The sequence below is a fragment of the Rhizobium rhizoryzae genome (assembly GCF_011046895.1).
GTDB classification, from domain to species: Bacteria; Pseudomonadota; Alphaproteobacteria; order Rhizobiales; family Rhizobiaceae; genus Neorhizobium; species Neorhizobium rhizoryzae.
This window is the reverse complement of sequence record NZ_CP049250.1, coordinates 545105-567648: the sequence shown is the minus strand read 5'-3', so window position 1 is coordinate 567648 and position 22544 is coordinate 545105. Positions and strand designations below refer to the sequence as shown.

The 22544-nt window shown below is 57.3% G+C and carries 17 protein-coding genes and 1 tRNA gene; 7 read left to right on the top strand and 11 right to left on the bottom strand.

What is annotated here, in order from left to right:
- The first annotated feature begins 137 nt into the window (after positions 1-137).
- A complete protein-coding gene (locus G6N80_RS08880; protein ID WP_165133130.1) occupies positions 138-1178 on the top strand; it encodes a proline racemase family protein in 1041 nt (346 codons plus the stop codon).
- Positions 1179-1181: 3 nt separating this feature from the next.
- Here the strand turns inward: G6N80_RS08880 and G6N80_RS08875 are convergent, their stop codons facing one another.
- Positions 1182-2111 carry a tetratricopeptide repeat protein gene (locus G6N80_RS08875; RefSeq protein ID WP_165133127.1) on the bottom strand — a complete coding sequence of 310 codons (930 nt, stop codon included), beginning with the start codon at positions 2109-2111 and terminating at the stop codon, positions 1182-1184.
- Positions 2112-2325: 214 nt separating this feature from the next.
- Between G6N80_RS08875 and pyrC the strand changes: the two genes are divergently transcribed.
- The 4 genes from pyrC to G6N80_RS08855 all read left to right on the top strand — a co-directional run bounded on the left by pyrC (position 2326) and on the right by G6N80_RS08855 (position 6499).
- Entirely contained in the window at positions 2326-3375 is a 1050-nt protein-coding gene (pyrC, locus tag G6N80_RS08870) for a dihydroorotase (protein ID WP_165133124.1), read from the top strand.
- Between the two features lie 94 nt (positions 3376-3469).
- Positions 3470-4645 carry a GGDEF domain-containing protein gene (locus tag G6N80_RS08865; RefSeq protein ID WP_062555481.1) on the top strand — a complete coding sequence of 392 codons (1176 nt, stop codon included), beginning with the start codon at positions 3470-3472 and terminating at the stop codon, positions 4643-4645.
- 116 nt (positions 4646-4761) lie between these two features.
- The gene (locus G6N80_RS08860) at positions 4762-5466 is read left to right on the top strand and encodes an orotate phosphoribosyltransferase (RefSeq protein ID WP_165133121.1); all 705 of its coding nucleotides are present in this window, start codon (positions 4762-4764) and stop codon (positions 5464-5466) included.
- Positions 5467-5572: 106 nt separating this feature from the next.
- A complete protein-coding gene (locus G6N80_RS08855) occupies positions 5573-6499 on the top strand; it encodes a carbohydrate kinase family protein (RefSeq protein ID WP_165133118.1) in 927 nt (308 codons plus the stop codon).
- 75 nt (positions 6500-6574) lie between these two features.
- Here G6N80_RS08855 and pgi read toward each other — a convergent pair whose 3' ends face one another.
- The 3 genes from pgi to G6N80_RS08840 all read right to left on the bottom strand — a co-directional run bounded on the left by pgi (position 6575) and on the right by G6N80_RS08840 (position 11333).
- Positions 6575-8191, bottom strand: a complete 1617-nt coding sequence (pgi, locus tag G6N80_RS08850; RefSeq protein WP_165133115.1) for a glucose-6-phosphate isomerase — start codon at positions 8189-8191, stop codon at positions 6575-6577.
- 84 nt (positions 8192-8275) lie between these two features.
- A complete protein-coding gene (locus G6N80_RS08845; protein ID WP_376748552.1) occupies positions 8276-9517 on the bottom strand; it encodes an alpha/beta hydrolase in 1242 nt (413 codons plus the stop codon).
- Positions 9518-9638: 121 nt separating this feature from the next.
- Complete coding sequence (locus tag G6N80_RS08840) at positions 9639-11333, bottom strand: long-chain fatty acid--CoA ligase (protein WP_062555482.1); 1695 nt, start codon at positions 11331-11333, stop codon at positions 9639-9641.
- A 230-nt stretch (positions 11334-11563) separates the two neighbouring features.
- Here G6N80_RS08840 and G6N80_RS08835 point away from each other — a divergent pair, with 230 nt between their 5' ends.
- The gene (locus G6N80_RS08835; protein ID WP_062555248.1) at positions 11564-11956 is read left to right on the top strand and encodes a PRC-barrel domain-containing protein; all 393 of its coding nucleotides are present in this window, start codon (positions 11564-11566) and stop codon (positions 11954-11956) included.
- 37 nt (positions 11957-11993) lie between these two features.
- Here the strand turns inward: G6N80_RS08835 and G6N80_RS08830 are convergent, their stop codons facing one another.
- The 7 genes from G6N80_RS08830 to G6N80_RS08800 form a co-directional block, all read right to left on the bottom strand.
- Positions 11994-12458, bottom strand: a complete 465-nt coding sequence (locus tag G6N80_RS08830) for a cyclic nucleotide-binding domain-containing protein (protein WP_165133112.1) — start codon at positions 12456-12458, stop codon at positions 11994-11996.
- 36 nt (positions 12459-12494) lie between these two features.
- Complete coding sequence (locus G6N80_RS08825) at positions 12495-15209, bottom strand: ABC transporter transmembrane domain-containing protein (RefSeq protein WP_165136987.1); 2715 nt, start codon at positions 15207-15209, stop codon at positions 12495-12497.
- 145 nt (positions 15210-15354) lie between these two features.
- Positions 15355-16707: an adenylate/guanylate cyclase domain-containing protein gene (locus tag G6N80_RS08820; protein WP_376748553.1), complete on the bottom strand. Its 1353-nt coding sequence runs from the start codon at positions 16705-16707 to the stop codon at positions 15355-15357.
- Positions 16708-16924: 217 nt separating this feature from the next.
- Positions 16925-18088: a DUF3095 domain-containing protein gene (locus tag G6N80_RS08815; protein ID WP_062555252.1), complete on the bottom strand. Its 1164-nt coding sequence runs from the start codon at positions 18086-18088 to the stop codon at positions 16925-16927.
- A gap of 52 nt (positions 18089-18140) precedes the next feature.
- A complete protein-coding gene (locus G6N80_RS08810) occupies positions 18141-19862 on the bottom strand; it encodes an adenylate/guanylate cyclase domain-containing protein (protein WP_165133106.1) in 1722 nt (573 codons plus the stop codon).
- 131 nt (positions 19863-19993) lie between these two features.
- The gene (locus tag G6N80_RS08805) at positions 19994-20824 is read right to left on the bottom strand and encodes an MBL fold metallo-hydrolase (RefSeq protein WP_062555254.1); all 831 of its coding nucleotides are present in this window, start codon (positions 20822-20824) and stop codon (positions 19994-19996) included.
- 223 nt (positions 20825-21047) lie between these two features.
- Positions 21048-21123: transfer RNA gene (locus tag G6N80_RS08800), tRNA-Thr, on the bottom strand.
- Positions 21124-21340: 217 nt separating this feature from the next.
- On the opposite strand from G6N80_RS08800, the gene G6N80_RS08795 reads away from it, so the two are divergent.
- Positions 21341-22534 (top strand): hypothetical protein, encoded by a 1194-nt coding sequence (locus G6N80_RS08795; RefSeq protein ID WP_165133103.1) that lies wholly within the window; start codon positions 21341-21343, stop codon positions 22532-22534.
- Positions 22535-22544 lie beyond the last annotated feature (10 nt).

Below are 22544 nucleotides of genomic sequence, written 5' to 3'. Positions count from 1 at the left end.
CCTTGGTACGGAATGCAATGCCGAAATTGTTGCGTGGGATTGGATCAGAAAATTGCAGAAAGGTATCAGTCTGCGATTTCGCTCGCTTCGACTTCGGATTAATGTCGTCCCTTCAGATATATCAGGAGTGAGCGTCTATGCGCTGGAAACGAACAATGCAGCTTCTCGACGTTCATGCCGAGGGGGAAATCGGCAAGGTCGCGATCGGGGGTGTGCCGAAGATTCCGGGCGCGACAATCGCCGACAAGCTGGCATGGTTGAATTCCGATCCCAAGGGGCAAGAGCTCAGGCGGTTCCTGTGTCTCGAGCCGCGGGGAAATCCGATCGGCTCCGTCAACCTGCTGTTGCCGCCCATCCATCCGGACGCCGATGCGGCATTCATCATCCTCCAGCCGGACCAGGCGCATGCCAGTTCCGGGTCAAATTCCATATGCGTCACGACAGCGCTGCTAGAGGCTGGCATCGTGGAGATGCATGAGCCGGAAACCATTGTCGTTCTGGAAACGGCGGCTGGCCTCGTTCGGGCAAAGGCCACCTGCCATGATGGACGATGTGAGCGCGTGGAACTCACCATGGTGCCTTCCTTCGTTCACGAACTCGATGTCAGTCTCGATACGAAGTGGGGACGAATTTCGCTCGACATCTCCTATGGCGGCGTTTTCTACGCGCTTGTCGATGTGCAACAGCTTGGGCTGACTATTGAGAAGAAAAACGCAGCCGCCCTCGTGTCTGCGGGCATGGAGCTCAAGGCTCTCGTGAACGCTGCCTTCCCAGTGGCGCATCCGGAAATTCCGGCCGTTTCCGGTATTGCCTATGTTATGTTCCGCGACAACGATCCTGATGGAGTTATTCGTACCTGCACGACGATGTGGCCAGGCAGGGCGGACCGCTCGCCGTGCGGTACGGGCAATTCCGCCAATCTTGCAACGCTCCATGCGCGCGGAAGGATCAAGGTAGGGGATGCGCTGACCTCGCGTTCCATCATCAATTCGGAATTCCGTGTAGGGTTGAAGGCCGAGACGACGGTTGCCGGAAGACCGGCCATCATCCCGACAATCAGCGGGCGAGGCTTCACATTCGGTCAGCAGACTGTGGCCCTCGATCCGTTCGATCCACTGGCTCGCGGATTTGCGATGACAGATGTCTGGGGTCCGTCGGCTGGCGATATTCCGGATTGATAACTAAATGTCGACCAGCGAGGACGGTACGGTCACATCGCCGGGGCCGAGCACCAGCATGTCAAAGCCGCTGCCAGTTGAGGCAACGTCCGGGGATGGCTGTGAAGCCACTCCGGCCGCCTGCATTTCTGCAAGCTTCTGTGCGCCGAACTTATCGCCAAGCGATGCGGCCTGAGCGTAAAGTTCGGCGGCCTTCTGCGGATTGGCAGCAATGCCTTCGCCAGATTCAAACATGATGCCAAGGTTGATCATGGCATCCTTGTTGCCTCGCTTTGCAGCGAGGTCGTACCAGGCGATGGCCATCTGGTTATCTTCCGGCACCATCTGTCCTTCGTCGTAGATGGCGCCAAGATTAAACGCTGCGGTGTCGTCACCGTTTGCAGCGGCAAATTCGAACCAGTGGATTGCCTTTGCGGCATCCGCTTCGGTGCCGAGACCATCGCGGTAGGCGACACCGAGATTGTAGGCTGCAAGCACATTGCCTGCTTCGGCGGCCTGCGAGTACATGCGGAATTCAGAGGCCTGATCACCGATTCGGCCCAGAAGCATGCCAAGATTGACCTTCGCGGCAGAATAGTCGGCCTTTACAGCGGATTCGTAGGCCGCCATCGCCGCATCTGCCTGCTCAGTCTTGTTAAGAGCACGACCAAGCTGGAATGCAAAACGGGGATTGCCGGTCTCTTTGAAGGCTACCGAGCAGGCATTGACTGCATTGGTGTCAATCTGCTCAATGCTAACAGGCTGATACGCCTGGTTCCGGCTGCGATCGTAAGGGCTGCCCGCCATCTGGTCGCATTGTTCCTGCATAGCGAGCGAAACAGCGCCCGAAGCCTGCTGCTCCGCATTCAGGTTCGCTGTCAGTCCGCCCAAAGCGATGGCACTGCTTGCAAAAGCGAGGCTTAATTTTTTGATACTGGAAGAACGTATTGTCATTCTTCTCTCCGGCCGTTGATCTTGTCTCTTGACTTGGTTGATTGACGAACGCTGTACTTGCGTAACGGTTCCTTAAGATCGATCTGGATCACGTGTTGCTGATCGCCCTTGATCCATCATGTCGCAGGCGTACCAAAAAGCGCAAAGAGGCAGTTGTCGGATTTTGCTGGTCGGTGCTATTGCGATGGCAACTCAGAACAGCGGAACAGCACCCATGAAAACCATCAGCATTCGTCGCCCGGATGATTGGCACCTTCACCTGCGCGATGGCGCCGTGCTTGCAGGCGTAATCGGTGATACATCGCGGCATTTCGCCCGTGCCATCATCATGCCGAACCTGGTGCCGCCGGTGGTGACGACGACAGACGCAAAGGCCTATCAGGAGCGCATTCTTGCTGCTGTTCCGGCAGGCCACCGCTTTGATCCGCTGATGACGCTTTATCTGACGGAGCATACTGATGCGAACGACGTCGAAGAGGGCAAGAAAAGCGGTCTCATCACGGCCGTAAAGCTTTATCCTGCCGGGGCAACGACGAATTCACATGGCGGCGTGCACAACATCGACAAGGTCATGCCGGTGCTTGAACGCATGGCAAAGGTCGGGCTGAACCTGTGCGTTCATGGAGAAGTCACAACGCCGGAAGTCGATATTTTCGATCGCGAAGCGGTCTTCATCGAAGAGAAGCTCGATGTCATCCGTCGGCGTATTCCGGAGTTGAAGGTCACGATGGAGCATGTGACGAGCAAGGTCGGTGTGGATTACATTCTCGCAAGCGACCGAAACCTTGCCGGATCCATCACCACGCATCACCTCATTATCAACCGAAACACGATCCTGGTTGGCGGCATTCGTCCCCATTACTATTGCCTGCCCATTGCCAAGCGCGAAACGGACCGGCAGGCCCTGCGGAAGGCCGCAACATCCGGCGACCCCCGTTTCTTCCTCGGCACTGATTCTGCCCCCCATGTGGACGGCATGAAAGAATGTGCGTGTGGCTGCGCCGGTATCTACACGTCCATCAATACCATGAGCTGTCTTGCCCATGTGTTCGAGGATGAGACCGCTTTGGATAAGCTCGAAGCCTTCACCTCGCTGCACGGACCGGCATGGTACGGGCTTGCACCCAATGACGAGATCATGGTGCTGGAAAAGCGCGACGAGCCGCAGACCTATCCCGCAAAGATAGAGACTGATGCGGGTCCGATTACGGTGTTCGATCCGCAATTCCCACTGCATTGGGCTGTCCGTGATGCAACCGCATAAGGTTGCAAATAATCTAAAATAGTAACTTTTCCGATAGAATTGCGCCCTAACCTGCGCAGCGAAGAAACGTATGATGACGTTGTTCGGAGCGGGCATGATGCTGGATTATCAAACACTTCTGATCTCGTTGGGGGTTTCGACCGTGTGTCTGCTCCTGACGTTTCTCGGAACGTGGATGGCGCGTCGGCAGGATGGTTTCCTGCTGACCTGCGTTACTGGTCTTGCATTTCTGGTGCCTGGCATTTTTTCCTATAGTTACTACACCGAGGTGCCGCTTCAACCCGTCGCGATCCTGTGTTGTTCGTTGATGTTGATGGGGTTTGCCACTATTTACGGCGCTTCCCGACAGTTTCGACTTGGGTGTTCACCGGTGCGCGATGCAGTGCGTTGTTCCGTTCTTGCAGGCGCCGTAACAGTCACACCCATTCTCTTTGGGCTGGACGGGCTTGGTTTTGTCGGCCTGAATGTGGCTGCTGCGATCATTCTGTTTGCCACGGCCTACGAGTATTGGCTTGCGCGCGCGGAAGCGCCGGGGCCGCTTTTGGGCATGACATTCCTCTATGCTGCCACAGCGATTTCCTTCGTGCTTTGTGCGTCAGCAATCGCGTTCCAGGGTCAATGGGTTTTGGGTCAGGCGCCGGACAATTGGGCGGAGAATCTGAATATCGGCGTCTGCATTGCGGGCATGACCGGGATCGGCGCGATGTCGCTGATGGTGCATCAGGCGCGACTGACGGAATTTCATCGTAAGGAGTCCCTGACCGATGCGTTGACCGGTCTTCCGAACCGACGTGCTCTTTTCGAAGCCTATGAGAAGAAGAGCTTCACGCATGAAATGGCGGTCGTCGTTTTTGACATCGACCGCTTCAAAGGCATCAACGATCAATTCGGGCATGCGGCGGGTGACGCGATTATCCGCCTTATGGCGGATGAATTGCGGGACTGTGTTGGCTTGACCATGGTCTCGCGCCTGGGCGGCGAGGAGTTTGCTGCGGTCATTCGCACAGCCGCACCGGGCTATGCCGAATGGTTGGCAGAACGTGTCAGGCGCCATTTTGCTGATCGGGAGATTCGGGTCCTGAACGATACGATCCGGGCAACAGTCAGCGCGGGCATCGCTTACGGACGCAGCGAGGGCAGTGACTTCGATACGATATTGAGGCTTGCCGATCTGGCACTCTATCAGGCCAAACGGAGTGGGCGTAACCGTATCGAACTGGCGAAACCGGATCTGATGGCGCAAGTGGCAGACAACCGTTCGCTGGCGTGACGAGGTCCGTGGAAAACTCGTATTGCCCGAGCTTTCAACATCTGAGTCCGGATGTCCCGCTGGTTTCCACGCCCTGTTGCTGCTATGGCGCATAAAACCGGGCAAGGAGATCGCAGATGATACAGATTACCTATCCAGACCGCGCCGTTATGGCTGAATTGATGGCGCGGATGCTCTGGGAAATTGGTGCCGTTCACTTCCGTCCGGAACAGCCCTACAAACTGGCTTCCGGCATGGCGAGCCCGGTCTATATCGATTGCCGAAAGCTGCTGTCCTTCCCGCGCATTCGCGCCACGATCATGGATTTTGCTGCCTCTGTCGTCACCCGCGGAGCCGGCTTCGAGCAGTTCGACTGCGTCGCCGGTGGAGAGACCGCTGGCATTCCGTTTGCGGCACTGCTGGCCGAACGTCTGGCCCTGCCGATGATCTACGTGCGCAAACAGCCCAAAGGACACGGGCGCAATGCGCAGATCGAGGGAAATATGCCGGAAGGCGCACGGGTTCTGGTGATTGAGGACCTGACCACCGTCGGCGGCAGCATGTTCCAGTTTATCGATGCCATTCGTGCTGCGGGTGGCGTTGTCGATCACGCGATCGCATTGTTCTACTACGGCTTCTTCCCGGAGGCCGAAGCGCGGTTTGCAGCAGGCAAGGTTCAGTTGCACCATATTGCCACCTGGCGCGAGGTTCTTGCCGTCGCAAAGCAGCAGCAGCTTTTCAGTGAAGCAACGCTTGGAGAGGTTGAAAGCTTCCTTGACCAACCGCTCGCCTGGTCTGCGCGCAATGGCGGCGTGGCTGAGCTTGGCTTGCCCAAGAAATAACGAATAAAAGCTCAAATCCAGGGCAATTGTCTAATTGTTCTGGATTTTACCGATAGATTGATTTAATCGATTGAATGGGTCTTGCCGACCCGATGGGAGGGTTACGATGATCTTGTGCTGTGGTGAAGCGCTTATCGACATGCTGCCGCGGGAAACGACGCGAGGAGAAAACGGCTTCGCACCATATGCCGGCGGTGCGATTTTCAATACGGCCATCGCGCTTGGTCGTCTCGGCCAGCCAGCCGCCTTTTTCACCGGGCTTTCCGACGACATGATGGGGGACATCCTGCGAGATACCCTGAAGCAGAGCCATGTGGACTATCGCCTTTGTGCAACCTCTTCGCGCCCCACCACGATTGCCTTCGTGAAGCTGGTCAACGGGCATGCAACTTATGCCTTCTACGATGAAGGTACCGCAGGCCGGATGCTATCGCGCGATGATCTGCCTGAGTTGAGCGATGAGATTGAGGCCATGCATTTCGGTGCAATCAGCCTCATCCCGGAGCCTTGCGGAGAAACCTATGAGACCCTGATGGCACGCGAATATCAGAAGCGCGTCATTTCCTTTGATCCCAACATTCGGCCAGGCTTCATCAAGGACCGTGAAAAGCATCACGGTCGTGTGGCGCGCATGGCGGCCATGTCCGACATTATCAAATTCTCCGACGAGGATCTGGAATGGTTCGGCATGGAAGGCGATCACGATGAGCTTGCGAAGTACTGGCTCGACCAGGGTGCCAAGCTGATTGTCATCACGCGTGGTGCAGAAGGTGCAGTGGGTTACACGGCCTCCTTCAAGGTTGCTGTCCCGGCAGAGCGCGTTACCGTTGTCGATACCGTTGGTGCGGGCGATACCTTCGATGCGGGCATTCTTGCCTCGCTGAAGCGGCAGAATTTGCTGACCAAGAAGAAGGTTGCCAATCTTTCGGAACAGGCGGTTCGAGATGCGCTGGCGCTCGGCGCCAAGGCCGCGGCCGTAACCGTATCGCGCGCTGGCGCTAACCCGCCCTACGCGCACGAAATCGGTCTCTGATTTCAGCAATGGTCAAAACAAAAGGGGCGGTGACCAGTGGTCGCCGCCCCTTTTTGTTCGTTCTTACACGTGCGTTTAGCCAAGTAGCGCCTTCACGAGGCCCGCCGTGGACGCATCCTGTCCATCCGTGCCCTGTTTGCCCTGAACGACTGGCAGGAGGCCGGTTGCCAGTTCCTTGCCGAGTTCAACGCCCCACTGGTCGAAGGAGTTGATCCGGAAGAGAACGCCCTCGACGAAGACGCGATGTTCGTAGAGCGCGATCAGGCGACCGAGTGCGAAGGGCGTCAACTGATCATAGACGAAGGTGATCGAAGGCCGATTGCCGGTAAAGACGCGATGCGGCGCAATGTGATCGGCTTTCGCTTCGTCCATTCCGGATTTCATAAGCTGCGCCTTGGCTTCCCCAAGCGTGCGCCCTTTCATCAGTGCCGCTGATTGCGCCAGGCAATTGGCGATCAGGAGCTCGTGCTGGTGGCGCAGATTGGGCTCGAAACCCTTTGCCGCCACCATGAATTCTGCCGGGATCACGCTCGTTCCCTGATGGATGAGCTGATAGAATGCATGTTGCCCATTGGTGCCGGGCTCGCCCCAGACCACCGGACCGGACTGCCCTTCGACCGGCGTACCGTCGATGGTGACGCCCTTGCCGTTCGATTCCATATCCAGTTGCTGCAGATAGGCCGGAAAGCGGGAAAGCCGCTGATCGTAGGGAAGAATGGCACGGGACGGATAGTCCAGCACATTGCGATGGTAGAAGCCGATGAGACCCAGCAGAGCCGGAAGGTTCTCGCGCACAGGCGCCTCTCGGAAATGTTTGTCCATGGCATGGGCGCCATCCAGGAAGCGACCGAAATTCCGCGGGCCGATAGCCAGCATCAACGGCAGGCCGATGGCGGACCAGATCGAATAGCGCCCGCCCACCCAATCCCAGAAACCGAATATGCGGTCGCTTTCGATACCGAAGGCTGCGACCTTTTCCAGTGCTGTCGAGACAGCGGCAAAATGGTACTTCACAGCCTCTTCGCCGAGTCTGTCTGCAATGAAGGCGCGCGCTGTCGCCGCATTGGTCATCGTTTCGATGGTCGTGAAGGTCTTCGATGCGACGATGAAGAGCGTCGTCTCGGCATCGAGCAGCTTCAGGGTGTCGGCAATATGCGCGCCATCCACGTTTGAAACGAAATGTGCGCGAGGCCCATCGTGGAACGGGGCAAGCGCAAGCGTCGCCATCACCGGTCCGAGATCCGAGCCGCCAATGCCGATGTTCACGACATCCGTGATCTTCTTGCCGGTCGCGCCCTTCAGGGCGCCGGAGCGGATGCCATCGGCGAACTTGCCCATGGCATCCAGAACCGCATTCACGTCCGGCATCACATCCTTGCCGTCCACAAGCACCGGCGTGTTGGAGCGATTGCGAAGCGCAGTATGGAGTACGGCGCGGTTCTCGGTGAAATTGATGGCCTTTCCGGCAAACATCTCTTCCCGCTTTTCGGCAACCGCGCCCTCTGTGAAAAGCTTTTCAAGCAGCGCCATGATCTCGTCATTCACCGCGCATTTTGAAAAATCCATCAGCAGATCATCAAAGCGGGCGCTGAAGGAACTGAAACGCCCTGCATCTGCCGCGAAAGAAGCACGCAGGTCCGTGGCATTCGTGCGGGTTACGGTCGCTTTCAGCGCATCGACAATCACTTGCATGGTACTTCCTCATGCTCGTCTGGAGATGAGTGGGAACCTATTCGCTTTGCGGCGCAAATCAAGTCGCTTTCAATCGATTTAGTTCTATTGGCCGACAGCTGATTGAACGGTGCCGCCCAAAGATTCGCCCAGCCTTCCGACCTGATCCCCATAGCTTCTCCGGGTGTTCGGATCGAAAATGGCGATCGGGGTGCTGACGGCAACACTGGCTGCGTTTCCGACTGTTTGAGCCGTTCCGATGGCGATGGCGCCAAGCCCTTCGCCAAGGCCTACCTTCGAATCGGTCACCGTCTGGCCTGCGATCAGGCGGTTACCAAGCAGTTTGACCACTTCCGGGCTTTCGGCAAATTTCCCATGATTGAGCCTGTCGCCGACCTGCAGCGCCGTCAGATCAAGAACGGTGATACCGGCCTCCTCCAACCGGGAGCGATAGGGCTCCTGACGAGGATCGATCTGGCCGAGACGATCGACATTGCCGGAGATCCGCTTCGACAGCGCAAGGGCTCGGTCGTCCTGAGAGACGAATAGCGTAAACTTCGGTCGCTTTGGCCCGATTTCATCCATCTGCCTGCCAAATACATCCACATCGAGGTCAGGGGAGGCGAGGATCACGTTCTGGATTTTCGAATTGACGCGCCCGTCTCGAATGGCCATCTGCCGAAGCGCTTCCACGGTCAACCAGGAGCCCATCGAATGAGCCATAATGGTGACTTCTCCAACCTTGGGATCTTCCGATACCCGGCGCAACATGGATTCGAGCGCATCGCGCGAGAAGTTCGTGCTTTCCTTGTCGTAGTTATAGGCAAAAATGCTGCCGCGTGATGGCCAAGTGAACAGGATGGGCGCGACATCTGCGCGACTGTCATGCACAATCTGCGCAAAGCGATAGACCGCATCTTCGTATCGATTGTTGAAGCCGTGGACGAAGATCAGCACGCGACGGCTTTTCGGCAAGTGCTCCCGCACCCAGCCTCGTGCCTTGTCGGGCGTCAGTTCATTGACGGAAAGTGTTGCGAAATCCTTCGATGGATCGGCGGGCAGGCGTGTCGGCCATTGAACCTGACCTATGCTGCGCTTCGAATCCGGCGGAATGGAAATCTCGATTTCCGTCAATTGCGGTTCTCTTCCCCGTTCGCCGGAAAAAAGAACGCCGGGTGCTGGTGATGCCTTGCGGGTCGTTGCCACCAGGACATCCACTTTCGATGCGTTCGCGGAAGTTTCTTTCACCGGCACGAGAACGCCTTCCGGGCGGCCTGCGCAGGAACCCAGGAGAAGGCCGATGAACAGGGTGACGGCGAGCCGCTTCGAACTAGGAATTTGGACGATCACGATCCACACCATCAGAAATACGAAAGGCCGCCCGTCATGAGCGGCCTTTTAAGGGTTTAACCAAGGGTTTGATTTGCGTCCAGATGACATCTGGCGCAAGTGCCGCCCGTGCTGATCTTTACTTCGGACGAAGCTCACGCCGGAGGATCTTTCCAACCGGCGTCTTCGGCAATTCCGTCCGGAATTCAATGAACTTGGGACGCTTGTAATTGGTAAGGCCACTTGCGCAATGTGCCTTCAGGTCTGCTTCCGTTAGGCTCGGATCGCGCTTTACCACGAAGAGTTTCACCGCCTCGCCGGAGTTTTCGTCAGGCACACCAACGGCTGCGCATTCAAGAACGCCCGGATGGCTGGCCGCAACCTCTTCGACCTCATTCGGATAGACGTTGAAGCCGGACACCAGGATCATGTCCTTCTTGCGATCCACGATCTTTGTGTAGCCGCGTTCATCCATGTAACCCATGTCGCCGGTCCGGAAGAACCCGTCGGGCGTCATCACCTTTTCCGTCTCGTCCGGACGATTCCAGTAGCCTGCCATGACCTGTGGTCCGCGAATGCAGATTTCGCCAACCTCACCAAAGACGAGGGGGTTACCATCCTCGTCACGGATGCTGACCTCGGTCGAAGAGACGGGCAAGCCGATGGTTCCGGTAAATTCGGGAATATCGATGCGGTTGACGGTCGCGACCGGGGAGGTTTCGGAAAGGCCATAGCCTTCCGTGATCGGGCAGCCCGTCATCTTGTGCCAACGTTCCGCAACAGGGCGTTGAACGGCCATGCCGCCGCCGAAGACCATCAATAGGGATGAATGGTCCAGCTTCTGGAATTCAGCATTGTTCAGCAGGGCGTTGAAGAGCGTGTTGAGACCCGGGAAGATGTGGATCTTGTGTTTCTGAATATCCTTCACCAGGCTCGGCAGGTCGCGCGGGTTGGCAATGAGAACATTGTGCGCACCGATTGCGACACCCATCAGGGAATTCACCGTCAGTGCAAAGATATGATAGAGCGGCAGGGCGCACAGGAAGGTCATCACGGCAGGTCTGTCACTGCGAACGAAAGCTGTTTCCAGCCAGTAGGCCATCTGGTCCTTGTTCGACAAGAGATTGCGATGCGTGAGCATGGCACCCTTGGAGACGCCGGTCGTCCCACCGGTATATTGCAGAAATGCAAGATCATCCAGGTTCGCGTCGGCGGGGGTCAGCGTGGCTTTCGCGCCGTCGCCAAGAACAGTCTTGAACGAAATGGCAGTCGGGATGCTCCACGCTGGAACCAGCTTCTTGACCTTGCGCACGACGAAGTTGACGATGTGCCCTTTCAGTCCCAGCATGTCGCCCATCTTTGTGACGACAACATGCTTGACCGAGGTCTTTGACAAAACCTGCTGAACCGTATGCGCAAAGTTCTCCAGCACGAAGATCGCCTTCGCTCCGGCATCGTTCAGCTGATGCTCCAGCTCGCGTGGCGTATAGAGCGGATTGACGTTGACGACCACGAACCCGGCACGAAGAATACCGAAGACGACGACCGGATTTTGCAGAATGTTCGGCATCATCACGGCAACGCGGTCGCCTTTTGCAAGGCCGCGTGCCTGTAGCCAGGCACCCACTTTCCGGCTTTCCTGCTCAAGCTCGCGAAACGTAAGCGCCTTGTCCATGCTGGAATAGGCCGTCCGATCGGCAAAGCGTGCGCAGCTTTCGTCGAACAACTGTCCGATCGAGCGATGGGCCAGCGGCGGCAGTTCGGCGGGCACTGTCGGCGGGTAAGAAGCAAGCCAGATCTTCTTGGCCGCCGGGTGCAGGGCTGTTTGAGACATTTCGTTCATTGGCGGCGTTCTCCTCCTCAAGCCGAGAGACGGGCGAGCCTCCACTCCCATCCTGCCTCTCCGATGCTGTTGTATACGGATCTTACACCCGATTTATTCCAACGCTAAATAACTTTGACGTAAGCGTCAATTATTCAACGAGGGTCTTGAACGGATTTTTGCGGAACCTGTCTCTTCGTGAAGGGTTAGATCATCAGAACTTCAGCAAGAGGAGGTGCAAAATGTTGCATCAGGAAACGACCCGCGGCCAGGATCCATATGCGAAGGATACACGTGCTCTCATCGCCAGCGACAAAGTGGAAGGCACGAGCGTTTACGGGGCTGACGGCAAAAAGATCGGTTCCATTCAGCGCATCATGCTGGAAAAGCGCGGCGGACGCGTTGCCTATGCCGTACTCAGCTTTGGCGGTTTCCTTGGCATCGGCGATGACTATTACCCGCTGCCTTGGGAAAAGCTTCGCTATGACGAACAGCTTGACGGATACCGCATCGATCTGACGAAGGACCAGATTACGGGTGCGCCCAAATATAGCGATCTGGATGATGATACCTGGTATCGTGAAAAAGATCGGACGATCTACGATTACTACGGCGTACCGCCATACTGGATGTGACCATCCCGATCAGGACCCGAAAGGGTCCTGATTTGTATCAGGTTGTCGCGCGCTGTTCCCGGGCGCGCGCAGCAGTCAATTCGGAGGTCGTGTGGTTCAGGCGGTCTGCAAGCACGCGCATGATCTCAACCGCCATATCCGGAAAATCATTCATCAGCCCTAGAAAATTTTCCTTGCTGATCTTCAGGACCTCAAGGCGCGAGGTTGCCCGGACGGTCGCTGTGCGCGAAACATCGCACAGGATCGCGATCTCGCCCACGATCGAGTTTTGCTCGACATCAGCAACTTTTACTTCATCGCCATTCGAATTGACCAGAACGTCCGCCGTGCCCGAAAGCACCACATAGGCGGCATCGCCGGGATCGCCCTGACGAAACAGGTTTTGTCCCTCCCGACAATTGAGGCGTTCGGAAGCAAAAGCCAGGAGCTTAAGTTTCGCCGGAGCGATCTTCGAAAACAGCGGCACACGCCGCAGCATTTCGACTTCATCTTTCAGCAGCATCCGCACACCTACCCCTGTTCCTCCAGCAATACGATATTATGAGACCAATTGCTTGAACATACCGTTCTTCTCGAAAACTTCATCATAGGCGCCGTTTTCGACAAGGTTTCCGCCCTTGAAAACCAGAATACGATCGAAAAGTTGCGCAACATCGGCGGTGGGCAGAACCCAGATGATTGCCGGTCGATACCCATCCCTGTGCAGGTCGCGCATGACATTTGTCACAATCTGATCCTGCGCCCTCTGGTCCAGCGCTGGCAGTGGCCGGTTGAAGATGAAGTAGTCTGATCGTTTCAGCAGTGCCCGCGCAAGATTGAGCTTCTGTCGCTGCACATTGGTCAGGCGGCGACCTTGCGTGCCCACATCGAAATCCAGCCCGATCGACAGTACGTTATGCTCGAGATCCATCTCGGCAAAAATATCGCGGGCGATGCGCTTGATGCGGTCCGAAGCATCCGCTTCGCTGTAGGCGATGCGGCCGAAAAGCACATTGTCGATGAGAGAGGCAGACTCCGAAAACCTGGAGGGATCGTGCCGCTCGATCATGGTTGCCAGGTCTTCCGGCAGATCGGCATAAAAGCTTTGGCGCGCCTGGACGATCTTGTCACGCAACTCGGGTGTCAGGAGGCCGAAGCGGTGACGCGGCTCGATATAGGCAAAGCTCAGGCGGATGATGTTGATGCGGTCCTTTGAGGATGCCTCTTCAGCCGTCGTTCCTTTGAGCGATTGCAGAAGCTCCTCATAAGCCGGAATGTCTTCGGCGGACATGAAGGTAAGCTGCTGGAAGAACGGATTGTCCGGAGGCAGATCGCGGAACAGCTCGACGGCAGTCTCGGCAATCTCGAGACCCATGGCGTAGAGATCGTTGCTCAGCCCCGTTTCCCGCATGATCTGCTTGAAATAGGGATGTGCAGCGAGCGCGGCAGGCGTCAGCATGGACTGCTTCATGGTTCCAAACAGCAGGTTCTCGCCAACGGTCGCCTGATCGTTGTAGCTATCCGGCCGGAACGGCACCACGGTTCCCTCCAGATCCTCCTCCGCGAGGCGCCGTTGCAGCGCCGCTCGAACATCGACAATCACCTCGCTCATGGCCGGATGAGCCGCAAGATCGACCTTGGAGCGCAGTGCCAGATCGAAGATATCCTGCGAAATCATCACCGCATCGAGAACGGGGCGAATGACCTTGAGGAGGTCGTCAGGGCCTGTGGCGCCAGCCGCGTCATAATCGATCCAGTCGCTGTTGAGGTCGAACGATGGATTTCCCGATCGCTGCGCTTCCAAAAGGTTCCGCTTGAATTCTCTCGCCTCGCTGCCCTTGTAGGTCGTTTCCGTCAGGGGCGCATGCTTCAGGCCGTAGAACAGGTTGTCGCGCAAGCTGCCGTGAAAGAAATGCGCGTCGGAAGAGACAAAGCTGATGCGGCGACCGGTGACCGATTCCGGCATCTCCAGAATATCCTGCCCACCAATCGTGATCTTGCCGCTATCCGGCCAGACGACGCGACCGAAGGCTTCCGCTATGGCCTCGCCGCCAGCGCCATTCTGGCCGAGAACCGCAATCGTCTCGTTTGGCTGGATTTCCAGCGATACCCTGTTGAGAATCGGTGCACCGCTATCATCGGTCACAAGAAGGTGCGATGCGACCAGCGGAGCAGCCAGCCTCTCGACAGGCTCCCGCATCACGGTTTGTACATTGGCGGGAACGAGATGTTCGACGTCGAACTGCTCGACCACCTGAGCGTATTTTACCTGAACATCCTGTCGTGCCTGATCCCAGTCGATCAATTCCTTCAAGGGACCGGGAAGATCCTTGTAGGCCGCGATGACCGCGACGAGCTGGCCGATATCCAGACGACCCTGCAGTGCAAGATAGCCGCCGATGACGTAGAACAGGAAAGGTGTGACCTGCGCCAGGAAGTTATTGATGAACTTGACGAGAAACTTCCACTGGTAAAGATCATAGCGAATGTTGAAGATCAGGCCCAGTCGCTGGGCAATGTCTGCGCGCTCGAGGTTCGAAGTATCATGTGCGTGGATGGAGTGAATTCCATCGACGATTTCGCTGACGCGCCCGGATAGTTGTCGTGCCGTCAACTGGCGCTGGCGACCCAGTTCGAGCAGGCGCCGCCTCATGCGTGGAATGATGATGGCCTGGACGCAAACGATGCCCGCCGCAATCATGCCCAGCCAGAAATTCTGGATGATGATGAAGGCGAGCGCGGTAATGGCTTGGCCGCCGAGAAGTGCTGGCTGGACGAACGCATCGCCTGTGAAGCCGCCAAGAGGCTCGACCTCGTCCTTGATCATGGTGGCGATCTCGGCGGATTTTACCTTTTTGAACTGGTTTGGCGGGAAGCGCAGGACACGGTCGATCAGATCAAAGCGGATGCGCCTTAGCATCCGTTCGCCAAGTCGTCCCTTGTAGGTATTGATGTAGAATTTGAAGAGGCCGTTGAGAACGACGAGGCCAAGGAACACGAAGCTGAGTGCGAGGAGAGTCTGTAGCCGGTCAAGCTCGAAACCGCCGAACAGGTGAACTTCTCCGATCAGCGGAAGCGTCGGAGACAGTTCCATGAACGTACGGGTGGCATCGACATCCTCGAAACCCTGGCCCTGGATCGGTCCGTTGACGATCTGCTTTGGCAGGTCGAAAGACAGGAAGTAAGGGATCATCGACAGGGCAACGATCGCAAGAATCCACAATTGCTGCCGGGAGGTGTTGCGCCAGATGTACCGCGCCAGTCCCTTTTCCATCCTCATCGACAGGTGACCTGCTTCATCGTCGCTCCATCACATCGGCCTTGCGCGGATATAAGCCAGCCGTCTGGAGAAACTAGCAGTTTTGTGGCGCCTTCCAAGGGCAGACGAACAAGCAGATGTTCAAAACGTGACCGCAGGCCTATTGCAGAAACTTGTCGAGGAGGCGCGGGGCTCGCTTGTCCGGCTTGCCCGCCGCCGCGTCGCGGTGCAGCAGGATAAGCCGTTCGGCTTCGGAAAGTGCCTGATGCCGAAGGTCGGCGACCACATCATCCCGTCTCAAGGCCTCTGTTGCAGGCGCTGGCTTCATGATCGTCACTTTCTGGCGCACGCCGCGCAGCTTGCGGTCTCCAAGATTGATCCACTCACCCTCGCAGTAATCCGCAAAGGCTTCGCTGGCGATCACATCGCACTCATGCTTCTTCGTCAGTTCCTGAAGGCGGACGACTTCGTTGACGGCAGAGCCGAAGGCGGAAAACGTCAAGCGGTCGCGAAGACCCACATTGCCGAACATGACATTGCCGATGTGAAGGCCAAGGCCGAATGAAATCGGGTGGAGGCCTGTCTTTCGACGCTCGGCATTGAGATCCTCCATCCGGATCTGCGCCTGCCTGACCGCGGACATGGCCGCCTGCGCTGCCTCGCGGGATGGTTCGCGATGTCTGTCACAGGGATAGACCGCAAGGAAACCATCGCCAAGGAAGCTCAGGATCTGGCCGCCATTGCGATTGAAGGGTGCTGCCAAAGCATCAAAAAAGGCGTTCAGCGTGTCGATGTAATCCTGACGGCTTTCCTTGTCCGCAAGCGATGTCGATTCTCGCATGTCGCCCATCACAAGCGCGGCCCGGATCGTTTCACCATCGCCGCGGCGAACCTGCCCTTTCAGAACCCGCTGCCCGGCATCCATGCCCAGATAGGTGGTCAGCATGTTGCTGGCGAGCTTGTCCAACACTGCCATCTTGGCGGCAACCGCCAGGTGGTTTTGAAGCCGCATAAGGGCGCCGACCATTTCCTCGGTGAACCCCCCGGGCGCGTCTGTCGACCAGGAGCCCATCATGCCCTGCACCGAATCATCACCGAAAGGCTGCATGAAGGCGATATAGTCCGTGACATTTTCACGCCGCAGGTCCTCGAAGACCGGAAATTCCACCGGACCGTCAGCCGGGATCTTGCGGCGCAGATAGTCCAGTCCATTGCTCAGGAGCTGGAAGTACGGGCTTTTCAGGAAAACGTCGTTGTTGCCATTGTCGTGGCGGTATCCCTCGATTTCCAAACCGCTTTGCTGTCGCCAGGTAAAGCCGAGCGCATCGTAAAGGGGATGCAGCATCGCAAACGAAAGATGTACGCGAATGACGGGCAGCCCCGCCGCAGCAATGCGCTCGCAGAAGCCGCGGACAATCTGCTCGAGAGAGGCCCCGGAAAGAGCCGTTCGAGTCAACCAGTCGGCAACCTTGTCCATGAAGATCGAGGAAACAGGAGCTGTCGTCATAGCAATGCCTTGAAGAGATCTGTGCCCGCTTTTGAGGCACTGCCGCGTCGGTGATGCAACCCCGAAGGTCCGGGACCACATTGGCTCGGAGTAGCTTAATATGAGTACAGCCGAATACGTTCTTCAGATTGGTATGGACCATTCCTCAAACAAGCCCGCTCTCCGGAAATTTTACGATGGCCGTTTCACTTTCCGTCGGTCGAGCGACAAACGTGATCGATATTTACGGGCTCGTCGGTTTGGGCCTGTTCACCAATTGGCTGGCTGCCAGGGCATATCCGCCGCTTGCGCCGTCGATAAAATGCACATGATTGTGGGAAAGCGGATTGAACACGAGGCAGGTCATCAGCGCGCTGTCCTGACTGTGCAGCCCGTAGTCACAGATGCCATTACCCTTCCCGGTCTCCAGCATGGACCGAATCTGCGCAAGCTGATCGGCATCCACGTCGAGCGTCATCTTGAGGCCGTCGTCAAACTTGCGGAAGTCCGAATTCTGGGCAACCTCTCGAGCATACTGACGCGCATTAAAGCGCCCCAGTGACAGGTTGAAGCGATAGAGCAGGATCGTCAGCCAGATCTGCATTCGGATCGCCCATTTTCGCGCGCCTCTCTTGTCCGGTGTTGCCGTCGCGTGGGCTTCCCGCTCAATGCTTTGCTCATTGTAGCGCAGGGGCGGGCCCTTTTCCGGCACGGGATGGCTGTCCCGGGAGGATTGGCTGGTGATCGCTATCAGTCTGACCATCAGATCCCGAAACTCATTCATCGTCGACAGCGACATCGGGCTGACGATGAGTGAGACGATCTGACCCCGCTGGCTCGGGATCGAGTCCCAGCGGCAGGAAAGGCCTGTAAGATCCGGTTGAGCGGCGTTCTCTTCCTCAATGAGAAAGTGCCCTGCCTTCATTTGCTGTTCGGCCCAGCTGGCGCCGCCGCCATTGAACATGGCGTAAGATACCGAGGAACTTGCAGCAAACCGCGCAACGCCCACATCGCGTCCGGCCTTGCGCACGTCTGTCATTGGAACGAGAGCAACGCGCATATCAAGGCGCAATTCTTCCTTGACCCAACGACAAACCGAAGAAAGCGCCTGACGTGCATCCAATCGCTTTGTGGGCGGAATGGCGACAAGGGCGCCGTCTCCGCCGAAGACAAACGGGTAATCCGTCTCGTCCAACACGTTGAGGATTGCGGATATGACGCTGGCGCCCGCCATGTTCACGTCCTTGTATCGTCCCTCGGCAATCGCACCTGTCGAACCGACGATATCGGCAAGCGCCAGGAACCAGTCTCCCGGAAGAGGGGTATAATTTTCCGCATCCGTCACACCTTCGAACCGCGTCAGAACGGGAAGGGCGGAATAGAAAAAAGCGTTGCTCTCGGATTGCATGGCAAGAGGCTAACATGAACCCTTGGTGGGCGCACGCGCATTCTCTTGTTCATTACGCTGAGCCCGGATCCAGATCGAGGCCCTCAAGCGCCTTCCGGACGCCCTTTTCAAACACATAGACCTTGAGCGGTTCGGTTCTTCCGCGAACGCTGATCTCGCGACTGGGGATGGAGGAGAAGTCGAGACCCGCCAGATCCGCTACGGGAGCGGACATTACGAGCTTCGTGTCCAGATCCTTGGCAACGGCTTCCAGACGGCTCGCAACATTCACCGTATCACCGATGGCTGTCAGCGTACGTGCATTGCCGTAACCCAGTGTTCCGACCACAGCCGGACCCGTATGAATGCCGATCGCGATACGAAGCGGGTCAGGAAGCTCTCCCGAAAGCTGCTCGTTCAGGTTTTCGATCCCCTCGATGATGCGGCGCGCGGCGTCCAGCGCCTGTCGACAGGCAAGCTCTTCGGAACCGGTTATGCCGAACAGCGCCATGGCCCCATCGCCGATGAACTTGTCCATGCGGCCGCCCGCCTGTTCCACGGCCTGCCCGACAACGTTGAAATAGCGGTTCAGGAGAAAAACGATATCGAACGGCAGCCGGCTTTCGGTCAGGGTCGTGAAGTTGCGGATATCGCAAAAGAGAACCGCGATTTCACGCTCGCGTCCGGGAATGGCCTCATAGCTGTCCGGCGCTTCATCCGATGGCGTCTTGGCCATGAGCAAGGGGGTTACGGTAACGGGTCCCGTCGGGCGCAGTTGACAGGCAAGGCGTACGCCCTTGCCGGCCTTGATGCGCGAAAGGGTCCGTTCCTCCTGTGCATCGCAGGCTGGAAGATTATCCTCTCCTTCGATGACCTGAACGCGACATGTCGAACAGCGACCCTTACCCCCGCACACTGCATAGTGAGGACGGCCTGCCATTCGGCTTGCCTCCAGAACGGTGTATCCTCGAGGGACACTGATGGCCTCGCCGCCCGGATACCGGATGGTAATGAGGTGAGCCCGCTCTCTCAGCCAGCGCACAGCGCGGAGCGTAAAGACGCAAAGCACCGCTGCCAGAAAGGTTCCGTGCATTGTGATACGGATCCGCATCAGGGTGGCATTGGCATCCGCCGAGAGTGACGTCGGGTCGTAATATCCGCCGGGATAGCCGCTGAGCAGATAGACAGGCGTTGCCATGGTCCGCCCCATCTGCACGAAGCCCAGCAGCGAGAGCGTCGGCAGAAGAATGCCGATCGTCAGCACGCCCGGCCAGATGGCGGAATACCAGGGGCGGTATCTCAGCCAGAAATGGATGCCGATACAGCCATGCAGCCAGATGACGACCAGCGCGAGAGATTGCTTTGCACCGTTGAACGGAGACTTGCTCCACAGGGTATGGACGACCGTCTCATAGCTGTCGCGCAAATAGAACAGGGAGGACGAGAGGCGGGTTGCAACAATATGATCGATCAGGAGAACCGGCACCAGAAGACCAAGCGTGATCTGCGCGGCTTCCGACCATGGCATGGCAAGGCTGCGGCGCATGTAAAGCGAGCCGAGTACGAGAATGATGTGGACGATGAAGGAACCGTAGAGCAGGGTCGAGCCGATCTTGTTGCGCCAGATCGGCAAGAACCAGCGTCGGGCGTAGTCTGCCATCTCAACCGAGATGAGGCCGAACACATGGTTGGTCATATGCATTGCGAGGAAGGTGAAGATGATCAGGCCTGACAGGAGCCGTGCGCGCCGCAACTGCTGCTCCGTCACTACTGATCGTATCGCCCCAGCGGCCATGCATCCTCGACTCGTTGGTCCATACTTGATGCAGAAATGGCAGCTTTGCGGTCCGGTGTAAACGTCCGGGCCTGCGACCACATCAATGGGTTTTGCTTGTCTTCGGCGATTCGGTCGAAAGGGTGGCAGGATTAAAGCGAGACGACCATTCCATCGCGGGCAGCGAAGGTGTCGGCGAAGTGTTCCTGCGCCAGGCGTTCCATCAGCGCCATTTCATTGTCCGTGCGTGATGGTGCATGGTGGAAAAGAGCGAGTTTTTTCGTCTTGGCCATATCCGCCAGCTTGACCGCCTGCTCCCAGCTGGAATGGCCAAAGCCGCAATAACGCTGCATTTCCGCATCGGTAAATGCCGAATCATAGATTGCGAGGTCAGCCCCTTGCATCATTTCGAGAGCCACGGGATCCAGCTTGCCCGGAACATGCTCCAGATCAAACACCAGAGCAACGGAGCGGCCTTCCCATTCCACGCGATAGCCGACGCAACCGCCGGGGTGGTTTAGGGAGAAGGTCTTCAGCGTGATGCCTGGGCGAGGCGTCAGGATGTCTCCAGGTTTGAAATCCCTGAATGATAAGGAAGCCTTGCAGATATCCAGCTTGATTGGGAAAAAGGGAGGGCTGATGAATTGCTCGATCATCTCCTCCGTCGTCATCACGCCGTGCAGATGTCCGGACCACATGTTGACGACAGTGCTTGGTACGTACATCGGCTTGAAGAACGGCAGCCCGATAATGTGATCATAGTGAACATGCGTAAAGAACAGATCGACCTCTGGCGTGCTCTCGGCGAGCATATCGAGGCCCGCCTCGCGGATGCCCGAGCCCGCATCGAAGAGCAGCCTGTGTGTCCCGCAGCGGACCTCCACGCAGGCTGTATTTCCCCCATAATGGATGAAGTCTGGTCCTGAGACCGGAACGCTGCCGCGCGTTCCCCAGAACTTTACCTGAAACACGTCGTCCTTCATGAACCCTGTCGATTTCCACCATCACAAAAACACGATGAAGGAAAAGAATGAACTTTCAGCTAGCCAAGGCTCTTTTGACTTGGAATGCAAGCCCTTGCTGTGCATTGTTTGTATTCATAACGGGTAATTTAGGGCTTCTCAGCCTGAAATTGTAAGAACCGTGGTGAGATCAACGCCGATCACATTTCCGTGCAGGTGTATGGTTCTTGAAAGGAAGAGTGAATGGTGCCGCTTACGTGACTCGAACACGTGACCCCGTCATTACGAATGACGTGCTCTACCGACTGAGCTAAAGCGGCCCGGCGAACTGTCCGTTCGCTGTGTGAGGGGGCTGATACAGCGAATGAAAACAGATTTCAAGCATCATCTGGCATCTTTTTCGCCGTGGCGTCATCATCTGGCAGGAGCTCTCGCCCTCTGTCACCATCCGAATGGTGGGCAACGCTTGCAGTTCCCGCGGCAAGAGGTTACCGAAAGGTAAAGCAAAGCCAGTGCGATACATAAGAAGGAAATTTCGTGAGCGGTTTGGAAACGGCAATCCGGAATGCGCTCTCGCGCTCAGATCGCAACGATCCCAGTACTCGTGCACGCATTTATCAATCTGCCCGGCAGGCGCTTGATGCTGGCCTCAAGAAGCAGGATATCACCGATCCCGAAGTTATCATTGCTCAGCAGGCGCGGCTTGAGGAACTGATCCTCCAGATCGAAAGCGAGGAAGAGGCACGGAGTGCGCAAGCAATTCCCGATCTCTTGGCCGAACCTGATCTCGATATCGCGCCGGGCGCCCCGATGCCTTCGTCCAATGCGGCGGAAGCGACCACTCTTGGCGGTCAGACACGAGAGCAGGTGCCCGCGGCCTCGGTTCCGGATACGACCACAGCAGATCTCTCCGCAATGCGCGCGGAACCGAGCCAGGACAGGCTCGCGCCCAACCCTTCTGTTGCCGCGCCCCAGCAACAGAAGCGGGGCTTGTTCAAGCGTAAACGCCGACCCGCTGCGTCGGCGGCGCCTGTCTCAGACACTGCGCCCCTCATTCCGGGAGAAAAGCGCAAGCGCCGCAAGCGGGGGCTGATCTCTCGCCTTTTCATCTATCTCATCTTCTTTACATTCCTCGGGATGGGGATCTGGTGGGCCTATACGGCGGGGCTGTTCATGACGGCGGCCGAGCGCGACACAAGCGTACCCAATCCTCCAGCATCCGTCCGGGAGGAAGACTTCTCTGGCGCACCATCCAACGCCATGGATCCGAAGCAGGGGTTTTCCGCAGATTGGCTTGAAATCTACGGCAGTGCGCGAAAGGGCAAGGTGACACCCGGGGCGCAGGCCAAGGCAGAAACCATCGCGATGGCCGATGGACCGGCTTTGCGCATAACGTCGGCATCGCCGGATGCCGCAGGAGATGTCGGGATCGAAGTGCCGGTCGAAGTTCTGCGCGAACTGGCAGGCAAGACATCGACAATCGCGCTGACCCTGCAGGCAGGGGCCGACCAATCGGTGCAGCTCGCTGTACGGTGTGATTTCTCAAGTCTGGGGAATTGCAGCCGCCATCGGGTGATGGCGACGCAGGAACGTTCCGACACACTGTTCCGTGTGACCTTTGACAGGACACTCGTCCCGACCCAGCCGGGCCGCATCCTGATCAACAGCGATATTCTGGGCTCTCGCCAGCCGATCGTCGTCTATTCGATCCGGGTGCTTCCAGGCCAGTAATCAACGTGAC